The organism is Vibrio sp. MMH1-50 (assembly GCF_022347645.1).
Lineage (GTDB): Bacteria > Pseudomonadota > Gammaproteobacteria > Enterobacterales > Vibrionaceae > Vibrio > Vibrio harveyi.
The window spans coordinates 81,832-87,904 of the sequence record NZ_JAKRGG010000023.1; the positions used below are offsets into that span (position 1 = coordinate 81,832).

The following is a 6,073-nucleotide window of genomic DNA, read 5'->3' on the forward strand; positions in this document are numbered from 1 at the left end:
CTCAAATTATGCGACACTAGCTCAGTTGGTAGAGCGCAACCTTGCCAAGGTTGAGGTCACGAGTTCGAACCTCGTGTGTCGCTCCAGTTGAGGCGCCTTGGCAGAGTGGCTATGCAGCGGATTGCAAATCCGTGGACCTCGGTTCGAGATCGTGATTCAATAATTGCGCTCAATTAGTTATTGGTTTTATAAATGTTACACAACTCAATAATTGTAGAGGGTGATTGGTGATAATTTCTCCACGATTGTAGTCCGAACTTTTTGTTGTACAACAGACGGTTAGTTGGATCTCTTCTAGTCGTCATGTTGGCTCTCTAAGTTCGAACTTCGTTCTAAAACGTGAGAGAAAAATAATGAAAACATTCAACCTTAAACCCACACTTTTACCTTTAACTTTGCTGCTGAGTTCGCCGGTATTGGCGGCACAAAATGGAACTATGATGCAGTATTTCCATTGGTATGTGCCAAATGACGGCGCACTCTGGACACAAGTTGAAAACAATGCGCCAGCACTATCCGACAACGGTTTTACAGCGCTGTGGTTGCCACCAGCATATAAAGGCGCAGGTGGTAGCAACGACGTTGGTTACGGTGTTTACGATATGTATGACTTAGGGGAGTTTGATCAAAAAGGATCGGTACGAACTAAGTACGGCACCAAAGACCAATATCTAAATGCCATCAAAGCAGCACACAAAAACAATATCCAAATTTATGGTGACGTAGTGTTCAACCATCGTGGCGGTGCAGATGGCAAGTCGTGGGTCGATACCAAGCGTGTGGATTGGAATAACCGCAATATTGAACTTGGCGATAAATGGATTGAAGCATGGGTTGAATTTAGCTTCCCAGGACGTAACGATAAATACTCAGACTTCCATTGGACGTGGTATCACTTTGATGGCGTCGATTGGGATGACGCAGGTAAAGAGAAAGCGATCTTTAAATTCAAAGGTGATGGTAAAGCATGGGATTGGGAAGTCAGTTCTGAAAAAGGCAACTATGACTACCTCATGTACGCAGACTTAGACATGGATCACCCAGAAGTAAAGCAAGAGCTGAAAGATTGGGGTGAATGGTACTTAAACATGACGGGTGTTGATGGCTTCCGAATGGACGCGGTTAAACACATCAAATATCAGTACCTACAAGAGTGGATCGATTACTTGCGTAAGAAAACGGGTAAAGAGCTCTTTACCGTTGGTGAGTACTGGAACTACGACGTGAACAATCTGCACAACTTTATCACTAAGACTTCTGGCAGCATGTCATTGTTTGATGCTCCGTTACATATGAACTTCTACAACGCTTCACGCTCTGGTGGCAACTTCGATATGCGCCGAATCATGGATGGCACCTTGATGAAAGACAATCCAGTGAAAGCAGTAACACTGGTTGAGAACCACGATACGCAACCACTACAGGCCTTAGAGTCTCCGGTGGATTGGTGGTTCAAGCCTCTTGCGTACGCATTCATTTTGCTTCGTGAGGAAGGTTATCCGTCAGTCTTCTACGCAGATTACTACGGTGCGCAATACAGCGATAAAGGGCACGACATCAACATGGTGAAAGTGCCTTACATTGAGCAATTGGTGAAAGCACGTAAAGATTATGCTTATGGTAAACAACATTCTTACCTTGACCACTGGGATGTGATTGGTTGGACACGAGAAGGGGATGCGGAACATCCGAACTCTATGGCGGTTATCATGAGTGATGGTCCTGGCGGAACAAAGTGGATGTACACGGGTTCACCGAGCACACGTTATGTCGATAAACTAGGTATTCGTACCGAAGAAGTATGGACTAACGCTAGTGGATGGGCGGAATTCCCAGTGAACGGCGGATCGGTTTCTGTTTGGGTTGGCGTTAAATAATCTCGAGTGCAGAGTTGCAGGTGTGACCAATTTCGAAAATAGCATGCATTTAATCAATGTCTTATTTGATATTCATGAAACAAATGCGTAACTTTATTGTTGAGCATTATCAGTAGGCAGATTAAGGAAAGGAATCTATGCAGGAAGTTGCAACTATTGCGATTATATTCGGTGCAATATTCGGTGGTGGTATCGTTAAGTTGATTCTTAATCATCGCAAGGAAGTAAAAGCGCTCGAAATTTCTGAGCGTAAACTGATGAATCAAGAAGAGCGAGATGGTCTTAACAAACAAATAGACGACCTGAAACAACGCGTCGAAGTATTAGAGCGCATCGTTACTGACAACAAATACCAACTTGATAAAGAAATTGCGTCTTTGTAATTCTAAACCAAGAACAAAGAGCCAGTTTAATACTGGCTCTTTTTGTATCTGTCGCTGAATCACACGAAAGCGAAATAATGGATTAACGCTCATCAAAGAAGTCTTTGTTGCGAATGTACTTGCTCATTAAGTGATAGGAAAAAGGGCGGATCAACCAACTTACCAAAGAACGCCCAAGGCGCATTAACGTTGGCGTGTTCTCATAAATTCTTCCATTATAAAGCCACAACATTTTACCTACATGCCAATAAAGAAAAGGTACCGGAGGCATAAAAGTAACAATATCGATGTCGCAACAGATTCGATAGGTTTTGTGGCTTAAACGATAGCGTTTCTTGAATGTCCAATCACCAATCGCTGGTTGACCAAATGTCACCACTCGTTTGATGCTTTTTGGGTACTTACGTTCGATATAGTCGGCAAACACGCTGCCAATTGCGCCGCCCGACGAATGCCCAGTAATGGTGATGCGCTTCCCCTGTAGAATCAGAGGTACAATGGTGGCTTCTAGTCGTTCAATCACACTCAAACCAAGACGATCTTCATTTCGAGAAGGTTGGCTTTCTTGAAACAACAAATGGTAGAAACCTGCATGGATGCGATAGTTAAGTCCTAATCGCTTGCAGCTACGAGTCCACATGGCAAAGTTCAGCAACCAATCGGTAATACTGTGCGAGCCTTTAATAACCACAACGACCTCAGTACGTTTTTTACTCCATAAAACACGGATCATGGTTTTGCCAAATTCGTTTTTAATGATCCGCTGCCCATTAGGGTCAAACCCATAGCGTGTCTGTTTAAAGACTCTGGGGTAGGCGAGATTACACAGCACGGCGTAGCGTTCGTATTGGTATCGTTTTAATGGCTTCACGTTTTTCTTCTTAGTCTTTGTCAATTTAAAACTCTAGACATGAAATATGAAAAACCGATGAAATGAGCAGGACTAAATTCAGGGTGAAATTTGATAAGTGAAGTGAAGTGAAGTGAAGGTTCTTTGTTTGTACTCAAGCGAGCTTAGCGCTTGAGTACGGACACATAAAGTGTGGACAAAGTTAGTTTGATGCTTGATGAAGAAACTCAAGTTGTTGTTTTTCTTTATCACTCATCTCATAAGGCTCATCAGAGAGAAGACCGGAATCAAACGCGCCGATTGGATATACTTCGCTTTCGCTTTGACCGTATTGCGCTTTTTCTCCCGGAAAACCAGACATGCGTTCTATCATGATGTCACGCAGTTCATAATCCGTTTTGCCTTTTAAAAGGACTTTATGGAAAGCCTTAAGCTCAATGGTTTGCTCTCCTTCCGATAAACGCTGCTTGTGCACCAATGACGCAATCGCGGAGCCGTTCGATTGATACAGGTTCCCCCTTACTCGATAGATACCAGCTTTATCAATTTGTAACGTAATAGGAATGATCATATCAGTATTTTTTGGCGTGCCGCTGCCTACATTGACAATACTTGCTACAGAATGAAAGAGACGTAAATCAGTACTAATGACGTCTTCGCCTTGCTCAAAAGTGATATGTGCAACCAGCCTTAACTCTTCTGGCCAATCAGGTTTTGGGGATATACGCCAGCCGGTTTCTTCCATCGTAAAAGTGGCGAGTGTCTTTTGCTGCTCAATATCTTCGACATCTAGTGACGCTGTCACTATATTGCTAGAGGATTTCAAATTGACTTCGATATCATCTGGGAAGAAGTGGCGATACTTGGTTAAACTAAGTGTCGCGGTGTCTTTTCCATCTAATATGGGAACGGGCACTTCCTCAAAATGGTTCCAATCTAAATAAGGACTATTCTCTCCAACGATGGGCTGGGAATATGAGGGGTATTGTAAAACTTGCTCGTGACGCACTGCGATTAACTCGAGATCTTGCGAAGAAGTAATATCCTCTATCAGCGGAGAATCGTCATACTCTACGTTGGCTGGCTCTGTTGTTACTTGGCTTGGCTTAACGATAGAAGAAGCTTGCTTATGTGGCATGAGCTCTTGGGATATTGCAGTTTGAGTCGACGTTTCAGGTTCGTCGGAGGGGGATTTCAAAATAAAGAGTGTGACAGCACCGAGCGTTACGAACGCAACAAGGGCAATAAGTTTTTTGTTGTTCATATTCAGTCTCTTGAATCATCCACTGTGAAACAGAGCCAAACGATGTATTGCTTGGCTCCTATACGGATTTAAACTGAACTTAGTTATAATCCTGCAGCAATCTCAGACATTGTATCTTGTTGGGAACCTTGAACATAAATGTACTTACTGCCGAACCATCCATTTTGTTGATAGCTATCGACTTTGACTGAGTGACCGTCCGCGAGTGCAATAGAAGTGTTGCTAGACGTTACTTTCCCTTTGTGCTTTGAGCCAATCACTTCGCTGTGGCTGTAGCCATTTCCCATGATGAAAGGGTAATGGTTAGGCATCAAGCTTGTTACGCCTTTACTTTGTGAAGATACTTTACCGTCCATCGCTAAGTGAGTCGAACAACTGTCGAAACTGCCGGAGCTAGAAGAACCACAGGATGAGTGTGCGGCTACAACGCCATCGTCTTTGCCCGGTAAGAAACTTGCTGTTGCTTTAAAATAATCACTGCCATTGCCGACAAAACGAATGCGAGGAATTCGGTGATCAGGCAGCATCGCTATTTGGCGAGCATTTGAGACTTTAAGGTCGTTTAACACTCCAGTGTTGTTTTTGTTTGGAGTATCACCAAGCCAGAGCGAAATAGCATAGCGCATGGCACTGTTTGTCCAGCCGCCACCTTCCGTAATATTGATGACGATATCACCCAGCTCTGAGCCACCACCGGCACCTGCGAAGTCGAAGGTGGCAACGACGTTGAGGGGAGTAAGCCCTGCGTTAGTTAGCCAGTTCTCTTGGTTATCAAGGAGATACCTTGCGACAAGATCACCGGTAGAGTGGGTCACTAAGATACAACCCGGCTGGCATGTCCCATTTCTCGACAACTCTTGAAGCTTCGGCCAAACGTAATCACTGGTAATTTTACCTTCGACGCGCTCTTGCGAAGGCCAGTCAATCCGCGCATCGGCGTATTGCATCCAATAATCTTTCCAATAATCCGCTCCTTCTGTTTCAACTTGCGTTCGCGAAGGTTGAGTTTGCAATTGATCAGGTTGGAAACCGTGAATGAGGACTACTTTGTAATCCCCAATGGCAGCGTTGGAAACTCCGGAAAATGCCATCGCCACTGCGAGTGAGGCAACTTTTGTCATTTTATTCATGATGTTATTAACCTTTGAATGTTTAGACTTGCTAGTAATAGCAACGTTTAATAAGCAAAAAACAAACATCAAAACCACTTTTGCTCAATGGTATGATTAGCGCCATGAATAAATACTAACAACACATCGGATCAGTGAAATGTTAGCGAGGTACAAGAATGAAGATTTTTTTTGCTATAAATGAGAGTATTTGCCGAAGTGGTTTATAAAATTGTTGATAAATTCATTATTTTATCCTCTCGTTCTCGGGGACCACTATTCTGTTGAAGGGCATTCATGGAGAGTACGTTGAGAAAAAACATCATGTAAGAGTGATGGATGTGTACATGGAACGGTCGAATTGGGTGCGGAGTATTCGCCTGAGTCTGCTTTTTAACCGCATGAATAAAAAAGATAAAATTTATTGTTGACCTAAAATCTTAATCCGTTAAAGTACGCCTCGTTCTCACGGCGCAGGTCGTTAGAGCAGGTGGTGTTACCATCGCATTGATTGCGTTGCCCTGGTGGTGGAATTGGTAGACACAAGGGATTTAAAATCCCTCGACGTTCGCGTTGTGCCGGTTCAAGTC

Annotated in this window: 5 protein-coding genes and 1 tRNA gene; 3 read left to right on the plus strand and 3 right to left on the minus strand. The window is 43.6% G+C overall.

The features are described 5' to 3' along the window. Positions 1 to 10 precede the first annotated feature (10 nt). The 3 genes from MHO32_RS16665 to MHO32_RS16675 all read left to right on the plus strand — a co-directional run bounded on the left by MHO32_RS16665 (position 11) and on the right by MHO32_RS16675 (position 2,260). A tRNA-Gly gene (locus tag MHO32_RS16665) sits at positions 11 to 86 on the plus strand. 267 nt (positions 87 to 353) lie between these two features. Next, the gene (amyS, locus tag MHO32_RS16670; protein WP_005446966.1) at positions 354 to 1,877 is read left to right on the plus strand and encodes an alpha-amylase; all 1,524 of its coding nucleotides are present in this window, start codon (positions 354 to 356) and stop codon (positions 1,875 to 1,877) included. 137 nt (positions 1,878 to 2,014) lie between these two features. Next, positions 2,015 to 2,260, plus strand: coding sequence for a hypothetical protein (locus MHO32_RS16675; RefSeq protein ID WP_005446964.1), 246 nt, complete (start codon positions 2,015 to 2,017; stop codon positions 2,258 to 2,260). Positions 2,261 to 2,342: 82 nt separating this feature from the next. Here the strand turns inward: MHO32_RS16675 and MHO32_RS16680 are convergent, their stop codons facing one another. The 3 genes from MHO32_RS16680 to MHO32_RS16690 form a co-directional block, all read right to left on the minus strand. Then, positions 2,343 to 3,131, minus strand: coding sequence for a lipase family protein (locus tag MHO32_RS16680; protein ID WP_038899627.1), 789 nt, complete (start codon positions 3,129 to 3,131; stop codon positions 2,343 to 2,345). Positions 3,132 to 3,312: 181 nt separating this feature from the next. Further along, entirely contained in the window at positions 3,313 to 4,374 is a 1,062-nt protein-coding gene (locus MHO32_RS16685) for a hypothetical protein (RefSeq protein WP_061066445.1), read from the minus strand. 83 nt (positions 4,375 to 4,457) lie between these two features. After that, the gene (locus tag MHO32_RS16690) at positions 4,458 to 5,504 is read right to left on the minus strand and encodes a hypothetical protein (protein ID WP_050922542.1); all 1,047 of its coding nucleotides are present in this window, start codon (positions 5,502 to 5,504) and stop codon (positions 4,458 to 4,460) included. Between the last annotated feature and the right edge of the window lie 569 nt (positions 5,505 to 6,073).